The organism is Klebsiella sp. MS 92-3, from assembly GCF_000195655.1.
Classification (GTDB): Bacteria; Pseudomonadota; Gammaproteobacteria; order Enterobacterales; family Enterobacteriaceae; genus Klebsiella; species Klebsiella pneumoniae.
Window position 1 is genome coordinate 35,686 of record NZ_GL882824.1, and the last position, 16,856, is coordinate 52,541.

Genomic DNA, 16,856 nt, shown 5'->3' on the forward strand with positions numbered 1-16,856 from the left:
CGCCCGTCTGGCGCAGCCTGAACGTACTACTCAGCGACCACTTCGATCGATTTAATGAACATATAGCCCCAGTCGCCGGCGAAGCGGCCGAAGTCAATCTGATTGCTCCCGGCTTTAAGCGTCACCGGTATCCGCAGCTGCTGGCCCTGCTCATCCGTCTGCGGGAAGGCCACGGTCTGCGGAGCGCCCCCGTTGACGACAAACGAGTTCTGCTTACCGCCCCATTTGCCGTTGAAGGTTACATTGAGCAGGAACTGACCGCTCCACGGCGCCTGCACCTGCCAGCTGACCTTATCCCCCTCGTTGGCAAATGGGCCGAGGAAGCCGTCCTCGCCAACTGTCAGCGCGTCTTTATCACTCTTCATCACCGTCAGCCGCCCCTCAGCCACGCCATAAACTTCGCTGTGATAACGACAGAAATCCGCTGGCGCTTTCCCCGCCGCCTCGCCCACCGTCACGGTCACGGTTTTGCTGCTTTTCAACAGCCCATCGTCCGCCGTGAACGTCAGCGCATAGGTGCCTGGCGTCGTAAACCAGGCCCGGGTTTGAGCCCGATCGGCATGGCAGAAATGCACCTGGCCATCGCCGGCGTGCTGCCAGCCCACCTTAACCTCTCGCGACGGCAGGCCATCGTCCTGCCAGCTGGCCGTAAGCTCGACGCCCTGGTCCTGCGTGGTGGTTAGGGCCGGTTCCAGCGTGACAACCGGCGGCTGATTCTCCTCGCTATGCTGCACGCTAATCACATTGGAAGGAGCCGAACGACCGCTCTCGTTTTTCGCCGTCACCCGGTAGTAATACGTATGCCCGAGCTGAAGCTGACGATAATCGTCGCGGAACAGAACCATGGTTTCCGGATTCCATTCGTTAACGCCATCGGAGATATCCCGGCCCACCACCGTCCACGGCCCGGTCGGCGAGGCGGCGCGTTCGACATCGTAGCTGCGTCCCACCGCAGCGCCCATCCAGTTGATCGCGAAGGGCGAGGTGGTCTCGCGCAGCAAAGGCGCCTCCGGCTTCGGCAGCGGCGCCATCGTCTGCTGCCCGGCCATCTGCGCCGCGGCGGTGCGCACCAGATCGACCACCGCCTGCTCCTGGTTCGCTTCGCCTTCTTTGGCAAACCCCGGCAGGTGGTAGCTGTAGTGCCCGGTCGACTCCTTATGCCAGTAGAAGCCGCCGTCGTGACGATGGCCGCGGAAGCCCCAGATAAGCCCGCCGGCGGCTTGCGCCCCGTTGACCTCGCTGTGAACAATCGACTGCATAATGGCGTTCAGTTGATCCGCCGGCAGCAGGCCAAACTCGCCGACGAGATAGACTTTTTGCCCGCCGACGGCGCGCAGATCCTGCGTCACCTGCCCGGGATGGTTATTATCGGCATTGGTGTAATAGTGATTGCTGACGATATCCACATTGGGGTCGGTCAACGCAAACGGATTAATTTTCTTATAGGTGCCATCCACCACCAGCTGATGAGGGGCCCACTTTTTAATCCACGCCGCGGTCTGATGCAGGAAATCGGCGTTGGTATCCTCCAGCTCGTTACCGGTTTCCCAGGCCATGATCGCCTTTTCATCATAATAGGCGCGGCCGGTGACGGTATTTGTCCGGGTGATAACCTGGCGGATCACATCCAGATAGGCTTTGAAGGTCTTGCTATCGGTCCGATAAAAGTCTTCCGCTTTTTCATGATAGAACGCCGCCAGCTGCTCGCGCCCGCCCCACCACCACCAGTGGTCGATAAACGGCAGGATCAGACGCAATCCCTGTTTATCCGCTTCGGCAATCATGTTGTCATACACCCGCATGGCTTTCTCATTCAGCCGCGGCATGCCGTCCGCCGTTTCCGGCGCCAGAATATGGGTCTCGCGCCCGCAGGCCTTATCAAATTCCTGCTGCACCGACAGCACGTAGACGCGCTGGGCTTTCGCCCCGGTTTGCACCATCGCCTGGATCCAGTTTTGCTGCTCCTGGGCCGTTGGCCATTTAAAGTATTGCCCCCAGCCGCGCGGGTCTGCCCTGCAGGGGCCGCGGGCGTCGTCTTCAATGCGGTGTAGCTCCGGCGCGTGGATCCCGGCGAAACGAAACACCTTGTCGCCGTCCTTGAGGGTGGCGCCGTCGCGAGTGATAAAGTGCGTAAAGTGCGAGCGCTCGGCGGCCAGCGCCCCGCCGGCCGCCCGCGCGGACAGCAGCCCCATCAGCAGCAGGTTTTTCATCGGCTTCATCGTTGTCTCTCCTTAGAACCAGACCTCGGCCTGTACGCCGAAGTTAACGGTGTCGGTAGAGCCACTGCGGGAATACCCGCCGGCGGTGATGGTATTGGTATCCCAGTTGTAGTTACCGTCTAATGCATCGGAGACACCTTTATCCCACTTCGCGTAGGTGACGAAGAAGCGCAGCTGCGGACGCGCCCAGAAACCGGAGTCAAAGGTCAGCGTTGGCGCAACGGTGACTTTGGTCAGGCCGCCTTTGCCTTTGCCGTTTACTCCTTTGTAGTTTTTGTCATCCAGGTATTCGTAGCCCAGCTCGTACTGCATGGCAAAGTTGCGGGTGATCTGATGATAAGGGCGGATACCAGCGACCCACATCGAGCGTCCCCAGCCATTTTCATCTTCTGTCCACCAGCGGTAGTTTTTATCTTTCTGCCAGAAAGCGAAGGTCGAGATCTCCAGGTCGCCCATCGAGGCCACGCTATCCAGCACCACTCGCCAGGACTGGGTGTTTTCCAGGTTGGCCCAGCCCCAGCCGTTTTTACCCAGCGAGTCACCCGCCGCCAGCCCTTTCCCGTACTGCAATGCGAGGCGGGAGTAGCCTCCGGTCAGACCATAGAAGCCGTCAAAGTTATAAATACCGGTCACGCCATAGCCCTTCTCGGCGGAAGTCGGATGGTTTTCGTTACGGTTCATGTGGTGGCCGATCAGCTCCAGATCGAAGCCTGTCCCCGCGATCTTTTTCAGCCACAGGTTGAGGGAATAGTCATCCGGGTAGCCCTGATCTCCCTTATCCACCGGGTAGGCTTTGGTTTCATCGGTGGGTGAAAAGGCGTACACCCCGGCGTCGAAGCGGGCGAAGCCGAGATCCATGTTGTCGAAGCCGCCGCCGGTGCCGTTGTACTGAATGTACTCCCAGTCGAACTGATGGCTGGAGGTGTTGGAGCTGCTGTAGCGCTTACCGGCCCAGAAGGTCATCTCCGGCGCAAAATCCAGATTGCTCAGCTCGGCGAACCCTTCACGAAACTGTACGTCATGGCCATCGTCATCCTGACAGTTCCAGTCGGAGGTGCATTTCGACTGGTGAGTGAGGTTGGCCTGCACTTTCGCCACCACGCCGCTGTCCGCCGTCAGCGTCACGGTGGGGATCAGTTCGATCTTGGTGTCTTCTTCGTTGCCCAGTCGCCACTTACCGTCCGGCATCAGGCCGACGGAGTCCGCGCGGTTGCCATCGGAGTTCGCCAGGATCCCGGAGCGGATATAGCCATGCAGCGCAAAATCATACTTCGGATCGGCGCAGGCCGGGCTGCTGGCCCCTGCCAGCGAGAGGAGAGCCAGAGGTATTGAGTGTTTCAGCTTTATCATTATTTTTTTCCCACGTTATGTTTGTTAACACGAACCGATAACGGAGGGGAAATTTACGGATCAAAAACGGAAATGTACATCCACTTATGGAAAGCGCTTTCCATAATTGCCTATCTGGTTCACAAAATTAGCTCTGCGGCGAATATATTCGTGAGACTGATCACATAAAATGACAAGAATGTCGCCGGGCGCCGGCAGTGGAGCGGAAGGAGGAGCAGATGAGCAGGTGCCGCCGGGGGATAAGCCGCCGACGGCGAGAGGATCAGCGTTCGGTTTCCGCGAGCTGGCGTTCGTACACTTTGAAGAAGGGGCGATAGAGCATCCAGGCGTTAAACATCGCGAACAGGCTCATGCACAAATTTTTCCAGCTGCCGTTCGCCGACCATGCTGCCCCCAGCGGGGAAGGCATCGACCATGGCAGCATCGCCACCGCGCGGTCGAGGATACCCAGCTGAGTTAAATACCATGCGATACAGGCATTTATCAGCGGAACAAAGAGAAACGGCAGTAAAAAAACCGGGTTCATGATCACCGGAAAACCAAACAGTATTGGCTCGTTGATATTAAACAGCGACGGCAGCAGGCCAATCTTGGCCACGCTTTTCAGCTGCCGCGAGCGGCTGCGCATCGCCATCAGCACCAGCGGCAAAGTGGAGCCAATACCGCCGATCAGCAGGTAAAAATCCCAGAACCCCTGCAGATAAATATGCGGCAGCGTTGGCGAACCCGCCGCCAGCGCCTGCTGATTTTCAAACAGATAGGTCATCCAGAAGGGGTTCATGATCCCGGTGATGATCAGCGCGCCGTGGATACCGATAAACCAGAGTAAGTTACAGATAAATAAAGAGATAAGTACCGCCATCAGCGTGTCGGACGCCAGCACCAGCGGCCGCACCGCTTCGCTGATCAACTCCGGTACGATGCGTCCGGTGGTCTGCAGCAGTATGGCATTCATCACGCTTATCGACAGCATCACCACCAGCAGCGGGATCAGCAGTTGAAAGCCATTGCGGGTCATCAGCGGCACTTCATCAGGCAAGCGAATGCACCAGCCTTTTTTGTAGAAAAAACGAATTATCTCAATGGAATAGGTGCTGGATATCAGGGCAGTAAATATCCCCATACCGCCGAGATAAACATTGCTCACCGCAGTCTCGCGAAAGCCGATAAACAGCAGAAAAGCCAGACACCCGGTTAAACCGCAGAGCCGTTCCGGCAGACGGTACTGCTTGGCGAGACTGGCGCTGGCGCCGAAGGCGACAATCAGCGCCACCAGGCCAATGGTTAGCTGAAAGGTCGGCAGCAGGATTGGCCGCAGCAGCAAATAGACCTGGCCGAAACGCGAGGCGCCGTCGATGGAAACGGGCGGAAACAAAATGGGAACTAACAGGCTGCCAACAATCACAAAGGGCATAGCCAGCGCAAAGCTATCGCGCATCGCCGTAATGTGGTTGTTGCGCGTCAGAACATTCGCCAGCGGCGCCAGCCGCTGCTCGATGATGTCCACGGCCACATTCATTAACTGAATGTTCATACTCCTACCTTTGCGAATGGTTGTCTCGCCGGGATGATCGCCCACAACACCGGAAAGTGAAAGCCTGCCATAGGTGATCATGGTCACAATTAATAAATCCACAAACGGAAAGCGCTTTCCGTAATGCATCCATTTTGACTATAGTCCGCTCATCCAACCTCATCAGGAGCGGTAATTATGAAAAAAATTATGTTGTGTTGTTCAGCAGGCATGTCCACCAGCCTGCTGATGAAAAAAATGATTGCGGAAGCCGAACAGCGGGGCCTGCCGGTAGAGATCAACGCCTATGGCGTAGCGGAGTTCGCCGAACAGGTCGGCCATTATCAGGTGGTGCTGTTGGGGCCGCAGGTGAAATACATGCAGCAGGATCTGCAAAAACAGGCGGATAAATACGGTATCCGCGTCGAACCCATCAATATGATGGACTACGGCATGCAAAAAGGCGCCGCGGTCCTTGATTTCGCCCTTTCCCTTATCGAAAACAAGAACTAAGGAAAGATCATGAGCTCTCTGTACGCTAAACTGATCGACGTGATCGAACGGCAGATCACGCCGCTGGCCGGCGCGATCGGCCAGCAAAAATATGTCACCTCGATCCGCGATGGCTTTATCACTGCCCTGCCCTTTATGATCGTCGGCTCGTTTTTGCTGGTGTTTATCTTTCCCCCCTTCTCACCCGACACCACCTGGGGATTCGCCCGCGCCTGGCTGCAATTTTCGCTCGATCATCGCGATGCGCTGATGCTGCCGTTCCACTTCAGCATGGGGGTGATGACCCTGTTTATCGCCGTCGGGATCGCCGCCAGCCTCGCCAAACACCATCATCTGGACTCGCTGACCGCCGGGATGCTGTCGCTGATGTCGTTTCTGCTGGTAGCCGCGCCGCTGAAAGATGGCCAGATCTCTACTGCCTACTTCTCCGGTCAGGGGATCTTTACCGCCATTCTGGTGGCCATCTATTCCACCGAGCTGTACGCCTTCCTCAAACGGCATAACATCACCATTCGCCTGCCGCCGGAAGTGCCTGCCGGGGTGGCGCGCTCGTTTGAAATCCTGATCCCGGTGCTGGCGATCATTCTGACGCTGCATCCGCTGAACCTGTTTATCGAAGCCCAGCTGGGGATGATCATTCCGGAAGCGATCATGTCGCTGGTGAAGCCGCTGGTCGCGGCTTCCGATACGCTGCCGGCGATCCTGCTGTCGGTGCTGGTCTGTCAGGTGCTGTGGTTCGCCGGGATCCACGGCGCGCTGATCGTCACCGGGATCATGAACCCGTTCTGGATGGCCAACCTGTCGGTCAATCAGGCGGCCATGGCCGCTGGCACCGCTATCCCGCACATCTATGTCCAGGGCTTCTGGGATCACTATCTGCTGATCGGCGGCGTCGGCTCCACCCTGCCGCTGGCGCTGATGTTGCTGCGCAGCAAGGCCGTGCATCTGCGGACGATCGGCCGGATGGGGGTCGTGCCTGGGGTATTCAATATTAACGAACCGATCCTCTTCGGCGCGCCGATCATCATGAACCCGCTGTTTTTCCTGCCGTTCGTGCTGGTGCCGATGGTGAACGCGACCCTGGCGTACTTCGCGCTGAAGCTGGACCTGGTCAGCCGCGTAGTGTCGATGACGCCATGGACAACGCCGGCGCCTATCGGCGCCTCGTGGGCGGCGAACTGGAGCTTTAGCCCGGTGATCCTGTGCCTCATTTGTATGGCCACCGCCATGGTGATGTACCTGCCATTTCTCAAAGCTTACGAAAAACAGCTGCTGGCCCAGGAGCGTGAAAACGCCGTCGGCCAGGCTGACAACGCGGCGCAAACCGCTTAACGCTAACGATTCAGAGGATAATCATGGAATTAGAAGAACAGGTGATGGGGATCATCATCAATGCCGGCCAGTCACGTAGCCTGTGCTACGAAGCGCTGCACGCCGCTAAAGCGGGTGATTTCGCCACCGCCGACGCCAAAATGCAGGAAGCGGCGCACTATTCCCGCGAAGCTCACCTTGTACAGACCCAGCTTATCGAAGCTGACGAAGGCGAGGGAAAAACCAAAATGACGCTGGTAATGGTCCATGCTCAGGATCACCTGATGACATCCATTCTGGCGAAAGAGCTGATTGCCGAACTGATTGCGATTTACCGCGCGCAGCCGCTTCACGCCTAGCGCCTTGCCCGGCCAGACGCGCTGGCCGGGCCTGATTCCCCGAGGTCACTATGTTACATCTTGGAATAGATATTGGCGGCACCAAAATGGAAGCCGTACTGCTGGACCCGGCGGGCGAATGCGTCCAGCGCCTGCGCCGGCCGACCCACAAAGAGAGCTATGACGCCTTTATGCGTCAGCTGCTGACCCTGATTGCCGATATTCGCGCGGTCAGCCCGCAGCCGTTCACCCTGGGGATCGGCCTGCCCGGGGCTATCGATCCGCAAAGCGGACGCATTAAAAACTGCAACTGCCTGGTGCTCAACGGTCACGATCTGCGCCGGGATATCATGCAGCAGCTTGGCCAGCCGGTGTGGATGGCAAACGATGCCGACTGCTTCACCCTTTCGGAGGCGGTGGATGGCGCCGGCGCCGGAGCTACCACCGTCTTCGGGGTGATTATCGGTACCGGCTGCGGCGGCGGGATCGCCGTTCATCAACAGCTGCTCAGCGGCCCCAACGCTATCGCCGGGGAGTGGGGGCATAATCCGCTGCCGGGCTATACTCCTGAGCGCGATGGCCCGCCGCAGCCCTGCTACTGCGGCAAAACGAACTGCATCGAAAGCTTTCTCTCCGGTACCGGCTTCGCCCGCCGCTATGGGGAACAAGCCCGTGCGGAAGCCATTGTCGCCGCGGCGCAAAACGGCGATCCGCGCGCGCTGGCCCACTGGCGACACTTTATCGATGCCTTTGCCCGCAGCCTGGCGTCGGTGATCAATATTCTCGACCCGCAGGTGATTGTGCTGGGCGGCGGTCTGTCCAACGTCAGCCAGATCTATCGCGATCTGCCTGCCGCCATCGTGCCGTGGATCTTCTCCGACACCTGCCGCACGCAGATCAAACCGGCCCGTTTCGGCGACGCCAGCGGCGTGCGCGGCGCGGCCTGGCTGCCCCGGCTTCCCGGCGCCGCGCAAGGGCCGCGGTAGACACTTTTTTCAGCAGGTATGTTAAGCTAGGCGAAAATGTTCAGACAGAAAAAGCCATGCCAACGATTGATGATGTTTCAAGATTAGCGAATGTCTCAAGAGCGACGGTATCCCGCGTGCTGACCGGCACCCGGGGCGTGCGCGAAGAGAGCCGGGAAGCTGTGCTGCGGGCCGTTGAAGAACTCAACTATCGCCCGAGCTTTGCCGCGCAAAACCTCGCCAGTCAGACATCCAGCCACGTTGGTCTGGTGATTTCCGCGCAGGACGAAAGCCACGGCGCACGTCTGCTGCCGCTGCTCTCTCAGGCGCTGAAAGGGCTGAATAAAAGCCTGCTGGTCCAGTACGTCAGCGACCCGGTAGAGCAGGCGGCGGTAATCGACGATCTGCAGCGCCAGTGCGTGGCGGTGGTGGTGCTGGGCGCCGTTGCCGCCGACGCGCCGCGCAACGTTATCGCCTTTGACCGCTTCGGCGTCGCCGGGAGCAACAGCCAGGGCTATGACTTCGCCTTTGCCACCGAAAGCGCCTGCCGCTATGTGATTGGCAAGGGACACCGCAACATCGCCCTGCTGGTGGACAGCGATAGCGACGATGCCAGCCGTCAGATGCTGGAAGGCTACCGCAACGTCCTGCAGAACTACTCCATTCCTTTTAACCGTCAGCTGGTGCTGACGGCCAACGATGACGTCGAGCAGGCGCTGCTGACCTTAATTAACAGCTTCAGTAAATACTCAGTCATTATCGTTAAACGCGACCGCTACGCGGCTGAGGCGATGCGTCTGCTGCGCGAATTCACCATCGCCGTCCCGCAGGAGGTCTCCCTGCTGAGCCTTGAGGATTCCCCGCTCGCCTCGCTGCTCTACCCGCCGCTGACCTGCATCTCCTGGCCACTGGAGGCGCTGCTGGATAACTGTATTCAGCGTATTCGCAGCCTGATTGACGACCGGCCAACCTTCACCGCCGAGGGCCGCTCGCTGGCTGGCCGCCTGATCCCGCGCCAGTCGGTCGCCGATATCTCTTGATCTTCGCCCGGTTGGCGCCGGGCCAGACTTACCTCCCCTTTTCGCGCTTTCGTTTCCGGGCTCATTATTACCCACGCATGTAAATAAGAATTATTTTCATTTATAAATAGCTTGTGCTATATAACATAGCAATGGCTATAAACGCTGGGAAATTAACCACACCATTGCGAGGGATCCTATGCTACACCTGACACCGCTGAAATCATTGCTGCTGGCCAGCGCGCTGGCTCTGCTGGCCGCGACGCCGGCCTCGGCGCAGGAGAAATTCAGGGTTATCACCACCTTCACGGTTATCGCCGATATGGCGCAGAACGTGGCCGGCGACGCCGCCGTCGTCAGCTCCATTACTAAACCGGGCGCGGAGATCCATGATTACCAGCCCACGCCCGGCGATATCAAACGCGCGCAGGGGGCGCAGCTGATCCTCAGCAATGGGCTTAATCTCGAACGGTGGTTTGCCCGTTTTTATCAGCACTTACAGGGCGTTCCGGAGGTGGTGGTCAGCGAGGGGATCCAGCCGATGGGCATCAGCGCGGGCCCCTATAGCGGGAAGCCCAATCCCCATGCCTGGATGTCGGCAGATAACGCCCTGATCTATGTCGATAACATTCGCGATGCGCTGGTGAAGTACGATCCGCCTCACGCCGACACCTATCGCCGTAACGCCGAGGCCTACAAAGAGAAGATCCGTCAGACGATGGCGCCGCTGCAGGCCAGACTGGCGCAGCTGCCGGCGGATAAGCGCTGGCTGGTCACCAGCGAGGGAGCCTTCTCCTATCTGGCCCGCGACTATGGCCTGCGCGAACTGTATCTGTGGCCGATCAATGCCGACCAGCAGGGCACCCCGCAACAGGTGCGCAAGGTTATCGACACCATGAAGAAAGAACGCATCCCGACCATCTTCAGCGAAAGCACCATCTCCGATAAACCGGCGCGTCAGGTGGCGCGGGAAGCCGGGGCCCACTACGGCGGCGTGCTGTATGTCGATTCGCTGAGCGCCGCCGACGGCCCGGTGCCGACCTGGCTCGACCTGCTGCGCGTCACCACCGAAACCATCGTCAACGGTATCCAGGACGGGATGAGGAAGCAGCCATGAATGCAGCGCAAGCGGGACTGTATGTCGACCAGCTCACCGTCACCTGGCGCAACGGCCACACTGCCCTGCGCGACGCCTCGTTCAGCGTGCCGCGCGGCTCCATTGCCGCGCTGGTGGGGGTTAACGGCTCGGGTAAATCCACGCTGTTTAAAGCGCTGATGGGCTTTGTCCGCGTTGGTCACGGCGAGATCGCCATACTCGGCCAGCCGGTCAACCGCGCACTGCGCCAAAACCTGGTCGCCTATGTCCCGCAGTCGGAAGAGGTGGACTGGTCCTTCCCGGTGCTGGTGGAGGATGTGGTGATGATGGGCCGCTACGGCCATATGGGCTGGCTGCGGCGGGCAAAGCCGCGCGATCGCGAAATTGTCGATGCCGCGCTGGCCCGCGTGGGCATGAGCGAGTACCGCCATCGGCAGATTGGCGAGCTCTCCGGCGGGCAGAAAAAGCGCGTCTTTCTTGCCCGCGCCATCGCTCAGCAGGGTCAGGTGATCCTGCTGGATGAGCCTTTCACCGGCGTCGATGTGCAGACCGAAGCGCGGATCATCAGCCTGCTGCGCGAGCTCCGCGATGAGGGCTGTACCATGCTGGTCTCCACCCACAACCTCGGGTCAGTGAGTGAATTTTGTGATTATACGGTGATGGTGAAAGGCACCGTGCTGGCCAGCGGCCCGACAGAAACCACCTTCACTGCCGAGAATCTGGAGCGGGCTTTCAGCGGCGTGCTGCGCCACGTCGCGCTCACAGGCGGGGAAGCGCAGGTTATCACCGATGACGAGCGGCCGTTTATCAGCCGGCGCGCGGCGGGAGGCCCACGATGAGCTGGCTGCTGGAGCCGTTTGGCTATCACTATATGCTCAATGCGATGTGGGTGTCGGCGCTGGTGGGCGGCGTCTGCGCCTTTCTCTCCTGCTACCTGATGCTCAAAGGCTGGTCGCTGATTGGCGACGCCCTCTCCCACTCGATTGTACCCGGCGTCGCCGGGGCCTATATGCTCGGCCTGCCCTTCGCGCTCGGCGCGTTTCTCTCCGGCGGCCTGGCGGCGGGCAGCATGCTGTTTTTGCAACAGCGCTCGCGGCTAAAAGAGGATGCCATTATCGGGCTGATCTTCTCCTCCTTCTTCGGGATCGGGCTGTTTATGGTGTCGCTGAATCCGACGTCGGTGAATATCCAGACCATCATCCTCGGCAATATTCTGGCCATCGCCCCGGAGGATATTATCCAGCTGGCAGCGATCGGCTTTATCTCAATGGCGATTCTGCTGCTGAAGTGGAAAGACCTGATGGTGACCTTCTTTGATGAACACCACGCCCGCTCGATTGGCCTGAACACCCGCGGCCTGAAGCTGCTGTTCTTTACCCTGCTGGCCGCCTGCACCGTGGCGGCGCTGCAGACCGTCGGCGCCTTTCTGGTCATCTGCCTGGTGGTCACTCCCGGGGCCACCGCGTGGCTGTTAACCGATCGCTTCCCGCGCCTGCTGGCCATCGCCGTGGCTATCGGCAGCCTGACCAGTTTCTTCGGCGCCTGGCTCAGCTACTATCTCGACGGCGCCACCGGCGGCATTATCGTGGTCGCGCAAACGCTGCTGTTCCTCATCACCTTTATCTTCGCGCCGAAGCACGGCCTGCTGGCCAGCCGCCGCCGCGCCAGGGAGGCCGCATGCTGAACCTGTTCCTGGCCCCGTTCCAGTTTCCTTTTATGGTCAATGCGATAGCGATATCGATCGTCGTCGCCATTCCCTGCGCGCTGCTGTCGGTGTTTCTGGTGCTCAAAGGCTGGGCGCTGATGGGCGACGCCATGAGCCACGCGGTCTTTCCGGGCGTGGTGCTGGCCTACATTATCGGCATCCCCTTCGCCATCGGCGCGTTTATCGCCGGTCTGCTGTGCGCCGTGACGACCGGTTTTCTCGACGATAACAGCCGACTCAAGCGCGATACCATCATGGGGATTGTCTTCTCCGGCATGTTTGGCGCCGGACTGGTGCTGTACGTAGCGATCCAGTCCGATGTTCATCTCGACCATATCCTGTTCGGCGATATGCTGGGGATCTCCCTCCGCGATATTGGGCAAACGACGGCGATCGCACTGGTGATTGCGTTGATTATCGGTCTCAAATGGCGGGATTTTTTGCTGCACGCCTTCGATCCAACGCAGGCTAAAGCCAGCGGCCTGCGCGGCGGACTGCTGCACTACGGCCTGCTGTGCATGATCGCCCTGACCATCGTCGCGACGCTGCAGTCGGTGGGGATTATTCTGTCGATTTCGCTGCTGATTGCCCCCGGGGCGATCGCGCTTCTGCTGGTGAGACGCTTTATCCACGCCCTGCTGCTGGCGGTAGCGGTGGCCATCGGCTGCTCGGCGGGAGGGGTGTGGCTGGCGTTCTATCTCGACAGCGCGCCAGCGCCGACTATCGTAGTGCTGTTTACCGCGCTGTTTGTGGTCGCCTTTGTCGCAAGCACGATCCGCGATAGTCAGAAACAGAAAACTTCAGCAATTATCCCCGGTGGCGGCTAACGCCTTGCCGGGGCTACAAGAGCACGACTTGTCGCCCGGCTGCGCAGCGCTGACCAGGGAAAGCAGCTACTTTTTCGGTCGATATTTTTCCGGCAGCGGCGGCACCGGGCGCCTGTCGTCCAGCAGATGGCGAATAGTGAGGATCGGGTGGCGCCAGAGCATCCGCGGCCCGGCCCAGCGCATAATCTGCTTCATCTCCTCGCGCTTCGCCGGCTGGTAGCAGTGCACCGGACACTGCTTGCAGGCCGGTTTATTCTCGCCAAACACGCACTTATCAAGGCGCTTGTCAGCGTAGGCGTTCAGCGCCTGATAGTGCGCATTATCGGCCTGCGCCTCGGGACAGCGCCGCTGGTAGAGGGCAATCATCCGCTGAATCGTCATTTTTTCCCGTTCGATACGCTTCCCCATCTCCCCGCCTTTCGTCTTTTTTAAGATGCATTTATCATACACCTTAATATCCATACCCGACCAGACTCACTGCTTCAGATGCTGAATCAACTGCAGGGCTGCCCCGGACAGAACCCCGAAATGGCTGTAGGCATAGAAATCCCGGATAAAAACGCTGCCCTCGAGCTCAAACGGGCGCAGCAGGCCAAGCGCTTCTTCGTGTCGGTAAACCGGGGCCGGCATCGACGTTAACAGATCGCTCTCGCACAGAAAGGCCTTAATGGCCGAGGATGAGGCGCACTCAATAACCGGCTGCGGACAGGGTAGCTGCCGGGCGCGAAAGATATCCGCCAGGATGTTCATTGGCGTACTAGACGGCGGCGGCATGATCCACGGATAGTCCAGCATCGCCTCCAGGGTGACGTCCGCCGCCTGATGCAGCGGGTGGTGCTGCCTGGCGACGATGCAGATCCGGTCCTGCCAGTTAATTTTGCCCCGCACCACGATTTTCTCATCATGCGGTAAGGGACCGCAGAGGGCGATATCGATGTCGTGCATCAGCAACAGCTTATACAGCTCGGAGTCAATGCGGTCGACGATCCGCAGATGGATCTGGGGATGGTGCTGATGGAAAGCCGCCAGCTTATCGATGAAATGGCTGGTCAGCAGACTGGAAACGCAGCCAATCCGCAGAATGCCTTTCCCGGCGCCGCGGATGAGCTCAATTTCCTCGCGCGCCTTTTGTTCGGTATTCAGCATCGTCAGCGCGTAGGGTAAAAAGGCGCTGCCATATTCGCTCAACGCCATGCCGTGCTTATGTCGTTCGAATAAGGATGCGCTCAAGTCCGCTTCCAGGCTCAATAGCAGTCGGCTCAGTCCCGACTGGGTGATCCCCATTTTCTCTGCGGCCAGGGTCATATTGCCTTCGCGGGCGACGGTAATAAATGCCTGAATCTGCTTAAATTTCATTGGCATGATATTTACTCATTGAATAAACGGTTTTTGCATTTCCCCTGCGCCCTTTTTTAGCGAATAAATATCGCTATCAATACGCTCAAAAATCACCGGAACGCATACTTCAAAAGGATTTATTTATCTCACCACCCACGGCAAAACACATTTCTGATCCGAAGATAATTTATAATGAGAATATATCACCATGACACAGAACAATATTCTATTAATTTCAGGCGCTATATTACCGGTCATCATTACCGTCATCATCGGCTATATTAGCGGTAAACGAAAAGACTTTAACTGGCAGCAGGCAGGAGACATCAATAAAATTGTGATGCTCTACGCATTGCCGCTAAGTATTTTCAGCAATATGGTGATGACGCCGCGACACATCGTCATGACCATGGGCCCGGTCGCCGTGGCTATCATCCTGGCGCTGATTCTCAGCTTCGTCATTCCCTTACTGGTCGCCCGCTATCTGTTTCGACGCGACCTCGCCCTCAGTACGCTGCAGGCGCTGGCCATCGGCTCGCCGGCAGTCCCGTTTGTCGGCACCTCAGTGCTGGCCTTTTTATTTGGCACCGTCAGCGCGTCGCTGATCACCGTGTCCAGCATCACGCAAAACGTCTTCCAGCTGCCGCTGGTGATGATACTGATGTCGGTCGCCACCGGCGATAAGAGCCAGCATATTTCCTTTGGCGCACGGGTGGTGAACGCCATTAAACAACCCGTGGTCTGGTCGCCGGTAATCGCCCTGATCATCGTGCTGGCGGATATCCATATTCCGGAGACTATCTCGATGTCGCTGGGTCTGCTGGGCAAAGCCTCTGGGGGGCTGGCGCTGTTTGCCGCCGGGATCGTGCTCTATACGCGCAGCATTGTTATCACCACCGCTACCATTATCACCGTTATCGCCCGCAATATTCTGGTCCCCGGCGCCTGCTATCTCATTTTATTAAAAATGGGCTTCAGCATGGAGCAAATAAAGGAAGTCGTATTGACGATGGCTATCCCGGTAGGCTCCATCGCGATAATTATTGCTATGCAGTATAAAACCGGCGAGCAGGAAATGGCCTCGACGATGGCGCTGAGTATTATTGCCTCCATCATTACGATGGGCGGATTTATTTTCTTAACCTTTTAATTACCGCGATTACACCGCGTGAATACGGAGAGAATATGGCCTCTATCACATTATCGGCTGCTGAACTGTTACTGCATCGGCTACAGGCGCTGGACGTGGCGTATATTTTTATCAACTCGGGCACCGATTATCCTCCAGTCATTGAAGCCTGGGCAAAGGCCCGGGCGACCGGGCAAAAGGTACCGGAGTTAGTGATCTGCCCGCATGAAAACGCCGCCATCGGCATGGCCCATGGCTATTACCTCGGCACCGGCAAGATGCAGGCGGTGATGGTTCACACCAACGTCGGGCTAGCCAACGCCGCCTGCGGCGTCATCAATCTGGCGAACAGCAATATTCCGGTGCTGATTTTTGGCGGCCGCACGCCGATAAGCGAACATTCCCACTTCGGCTGCCGTAATACGCCGATTGGCTACGGCCAGGAGATGCGCGACCAGGCGGCGCTGATCCGTGAATCCGTGAAGTGGGATTTTGAACTGCGGCTGGCCGATCAGATCGGCGAGCATGTTGACCGGGCCTGGGCGATCGCCAGCTCCCTGCCGAAAGGGCCGGTCTACCTGAGCTTACCGCGTGAGCCACTGTGCGAAACCTTTGCCGTCGATGAGGCCGCGCTGCAGGCTGGCCCTTCGCAGCAGCCGGTCCGCTATGCGCCAGTCCGGGAAGATATCGCCCGCGCAGCCGAGGCAATCGCCTGCGCCAGACACCCGGTCATCTTCGCCCAGCGCGGCGCCCGAACGGCGGAAGGCTTTGCGCGCCTCGATAGTCTGGTGCGCGAATGGGCGATCCCTCTGGTGGAATACTGGGGCACCGAGGTTACCCTGAGCGCCGATAATCCCCTGCTCGCCGGGGCTGATCCCAGCGTCTGGCTCGCTGACGCCGATGTGATTCTGGTGGTCGACTCGCAGGCGCCATGGATGATCGCCGAGGGCGACTGTCGCCAGGACTGCACCGTGATCCAGATGGGGCCCGATCCGCTCTTCTCCCGCTACCCGGTGCGCGGCTATCGCGCGGACATCAACCTGGCGGGCGAGACCGATGAAGTCTTCAGCCTGCTGGAAGAGGCGCTGCGCCCGCTGCAGGCCGCCCGCCAGCAACATGTGGCGGAGCGGGCGGCATATACGCAGAGCCGCATCCAGCAACAGAAAAACCAGCGCGACGCGCTTCTCCATGCCAGCCAGACCGGGGCCATTACCAAACCCTGGCTCAGCTACTGCCTCGGCCATCTGGCTAATCAACACCGCGGCCGGATCGTTTCTGAACTGACCACGCTGCCGCAGTTTGCCGGACTGACCCATGCCGAGAGCTATTACCAGGAAGCGCTGGCCGGCGGCCTGGGCGAAGCCCTGCCCATCGCGCTGGGGCTGCAGCTTGCGCGCCGGGAAGAGCTGATTATTGCCGCCGTCGGCGACGGGTCGTACCTGTTCGCCAACCCTGCGGTCTGCCACCATATTGCGGAGGTAATGAAGCTTCCTGTCCTCGTCGTGGTCGGAAATAACGGCGGGGGGGGGGGCG

The 16,856-nt window shown here is 59.0% G+C and carries 15 protein-coding genes and 1 pseudogene; 11 read left to right on the top strand and 5 right to left on the bottom strand.

What is annotated here, in order from left to right; translation table 11 throughout:
* Positions 1-26: 26 nt before the first annotated feature.
* The 3 genes from HMPREF9538_RS10120 to HMPREF9538_RS10110 form a co-directional block, all read right to left on the bottom strand.
* Entirely contained in the window at positions 27-2,219 is a 2,193-nt protein-coding gene (locus tag HMPREF9538_RS10120) for a CBM35 domain-containing protein (RefSeq protein WP_009485516.1), read from the bottom strand.
* Between the two features lie 12 nt (positions 2,220-2,231).
* On the bottom strand, positions 2,232-3,569 hold the full coding sequence (locus HMPREF9538_RS10115) for a maltoporin (protein ID WP_002914972.1): 1,338 nt from the start codon (positions 3,567-3,569) through the stop codon (positions 2,232-2,234).
* Positions 3,570-3,831: 262 nt separating this feature from the next.
* Entirely contained in the window at positions 3,832-5,103 is a 1,272-nt protein-coding gene (locus HMPREF9538_RS10110) for a PTS sugar transporter subunit IIC (RefSeq protein ID WP_004151052.1), read from the bottom strand.
* Between the two features lie 177 nt (positions 5,104-5,280).
* Here HMPREF9538_RS10110 and HMPREF9538_RS10105 point away from each other — a divergent pair, with 177 nt between their 5' ends.
* From HMPREF9538_RS10105 to HMPREF9538_RS10065, 9 genes are all read left to right on the top strand, one after another.
* Positions 5,281-5,595, top strand: a complete 315-nt coding sequence (locus tag HMPREF9538_RS10105) for a PTS sugar transporter subunit IIB (RefSeq protein WP_002914979.1) — start codon at positions 5,281-5,283, stop codon at positions 5,593-5,595.
* A 9-nt stretch (positions 5,596-5,604) separates the two neighbouring features.
* The gene (locus HMPREF9538_RS10100; protein ID WP_009485518.1) at positions 5,605-6,927 is read left to right on the top strand and encodes a PTS cellobiose transporter subunit IIC; all 1,323 of its coding nucleotides are present in this window, start codon (positions 5,605-5,607) and stop codon (positions 6,925-6,927) included.
* A gap of 23 nt (positions 6,928-6,950) precedes the next feature.
* On the top strand, positions 6,951-7,265 hold the full coding sequence (locus HMPREF9538_RS10095; protein ID WP_002914983.1) for a PTS lactose/cellobiose transporter subunit IIA: 315 nt from the start codon (positions 6,951-6,953) through the stop codon (positions 7,263-7,265).
* Between the two features lie 50 nt (positions 7,266-7,315).
* A complete protein-coding gene (locus HMPREF9538_RS10090; RefSeq protein ID WP_004151053.1) occupies positions 7,316-8,230 on the top strand; it encodes an ROK family protein in 915 nt (304 codons plus the stop codon).
* 56 nt (positions 8,231-8,286) lie between these two features.
* Positions 8,287-9,249: a LacI family DNA-binding transcriptional regulator gene (locus HMPREF9538_RS10085; protein WP_002915031.1), complete on the top strand. Its 963-nt coding sequence runs from the start codon at positions 8,287-8,289 to the stop codon at positions 9,247-9,249.
* A 178-nt stretch (positions 9,250-9,427) separates the two neighbouring features.
* Positions 9,428-10,345: a metal ABC transporter substrate-binding protein gene (locus HMPREF9538_RS10080; RefSeq protein ID WP_002915032.1), complete on the top strand. Its 918-nt coding sequence runs from the start codon at positions 9,428-9,430 to the stop codon at positions 10,343-10,345.
* Positions 10,342-11,163, top strand: a complete 822-nt coding sequence (locus tag HMPREF9538_RS10075) for a manganese/iron ABC transporter ATP-binding protein (RefSeq protein ID WP_009485519.1) — start codon at positions 10,342-10,344, stop codon at positions 11,161-11,163. The genes HMPREF9538_RS10080 and HMPREF9538_RS10075 overlap by 4 nt, the downstream gene beginning before the upstream one ends.
* Entirely contained in the window at positions 11,160-12,008 is an 849-nt protein-coding gene (gene sitC / locus HMPREF9538_RS10070) for an iron/manganese ABC transporter permease subunit SitC (protein WP_004145794.1), read from the top strand. Before HMPREF9538_RS10075 ends, sitC begins: the two co-directional genes overlap by 4 nt.
* Positions 12,002-12,856 (top strand): metal ABC transporter permease, encoded by an 855-nt coding sequence (locus tag HMPREF9538_RS10065; protein ID WP_002915035.1) that lies wholly within the window; start codon positions 12,002-12,004, stop codon positions 12,854-12,856. The genes sitC and HMPREF9538_RS10065 overlap by 7 nt, the downstream gene beginning before the upstream one ends.
* Before the next feature lie 66 nt (positions 12,857-12,922).
* Here the strand turns inward: HMPREF9538_RS10065 and HMPREF9538_RS10060 are convergent, their stop codons facing one another.
* Together HMPREF9538_RS10060 and HMPREF9538_RS10055 are read right to left on the bottom strand one after the other, a co-directional pair.
* Positions 12,923-13,264 (bottom strand): nitrous oxide-stimulated promoter family protein, encoded by a 342-nt coding sequence (locus tag HMPREF9538_RS10060; RefSeq protein WP_004900121.1) that lies wholly within the window; start codon positions 13,262-13,264, stop codon positions 12,923-12,925.
* Positions 13,265-13,330: 66 nt separating this feature from the next.
* A complete protein-coding gene (locus HMPREF9538_RS10055; protein ID WP_004181063.1) occupies positions 13,331-14,218 on the bottom strand; it encodes a LysR family transcriptional regulator in 888 nt (295 codons plus the stop codon).
* Positions 14,219-14,402: 184 nt separating this feature from the next.
* On the opposite strand from HMPREF9538_RS10055, the gene HMPREF9538_RS10050 reads away from it, so the two are divergent.
* Together HMPREF9538_RS10050 and HMPREF9538_RS10045 are read left to right on the top strand one after the other, a co-directional pair.
* On the top strand, positions 14,403-15,344 hold the full coding sequence (locus HMPREF9538_RS10050) for an AEC family transporter (RefSeq protein ID WP_009485522.1): 942 nt from the start codon (positions 14,403-14,405) through the stop codon (positions 15,342-15,344).
* A 95-nt stretch (positions 15,345-15,439) separates the two neighbouring features.
* Positions 15,440-16,856, top strand: a pseudogene (locus HMPREF9538_RS10045) (thiamine pyrophosphate-requiring protein); the annotation flags it as partial.